1 protein-coding gene is annotated in these 1,189 nt (G+C 65.0%); it reads left to right on the top strand.

The genetic code is table 11. The features are described from left to right. The first annotated feature begins 341 nt into the window (after nucleotides 1–341). A complete protein-coding gene (locus ACZ5CR_RS46270) occupies nucleotides 342–1,178 on the top strand; it encodes an MmyB family transcriptional regulator (RefSeq protein WP_468870018.1) in 837 nt (278 codons plus the stop codon). Nucleotides 1,179–1,189 lie beyond the last annotated feature (11 nt).

The following is a 1,189-nucleotide window of genomic DNA, read 5'->3' on the forward strand; positions in this document are numbered from 1 at the left end:
CACCTCTCGGATCGTCGATGATGCGGCGTCCGCTTGCGGCAGCCTGGCGAGGTGGGGGGAGGGGCTGCGGGGCGGACTGCTGCCCTAAGGGGGTGACCTTGGGCAGCGGTGCCACACATTGCCCGGATTCCATCCTGTTAGGCAGGTTGTGAGGGTGTCGGTAGCCGAAGTACCGGCACTACGAGTGCGGGTTACAGCCCATTTCGTGTGCGGTTATGCCCGAAAAGATCCTGACATGGGAGGCGTGACGGTTACTCACTCCCAAGTCAGGTGAACGTATAAGCTGCGTTAAGATCTCCTGATACTTTTGCTTTTCTTTACTCAGGGGAGTATTGCCTTCCATGTGCAACCTGCCGCCGATCACTCGGATGCTCAAGACCTGGCGCGAAGACTGCAACCCGCACGCCGTGCCCGGATTCACCGCCCGCTACGGCTCCCGCCACCGCAAAGGCCTCACGCAAAGAGGCCTGGCAGAGCTGACCGGGGTCACCGAAGGCTGGTACGGCAGGCTGGAGCGCGGCGTACTCGACCACGTCGGTGACGAGTTCCTGGAGAGGATCGTTCGCGTCCTCGGCCTGGACAGCGCGCAGCGCGCACACCTGTGGCTGGAGGCAAACGGCTGCGAGCCGCCGCCGCTCCCGCACGCAGACGCGGACGCCAGCGCCATCGACCCCGTGGGCGCGGCCATCGTCTACGGCCAGATGTACCCCGCTTACACCTTCGACCACTGCTGGGATGTACGCGTCTTCAACGAGGCCGCGGCCCGCGACTACCCGTGGATGATGCACGGCATCAACGTCATGATCTGGGCGCTGACCTACCCAGAAGCCCGGCTCCAGCTGATTGACTGGGAGGAGACCTGGGCCAAGCCCATGGCCTCACAGCTGCGCCTGGCCCACAAAGCGCACCCGGACGACGCACGCCTCAACGAGGTCTGCGACCACATCAGGCAGGCCGATCCGGTCGCCCGCCGAATCCTCGACGACGACGTCACCACGGTCACCCACCCCGATGGAGACAGGCGGCGCCTCTACCTGCCGCACCAACGTGAGGAGACCGAGGTCGAGTTCGTGGCGCTGGCCCGACTGCGCGACAACACCCGACTCATGATCGTCGCACCGGGCGACATCGCTCGGCACGCCATGGCGGCTGCGCCCACCGCCATCTCGACCATGTAAGGACAGAATCG

It is taken from the genome of Streptomyces sp. NPDC031274 (genome assembly GCF_055570235.1).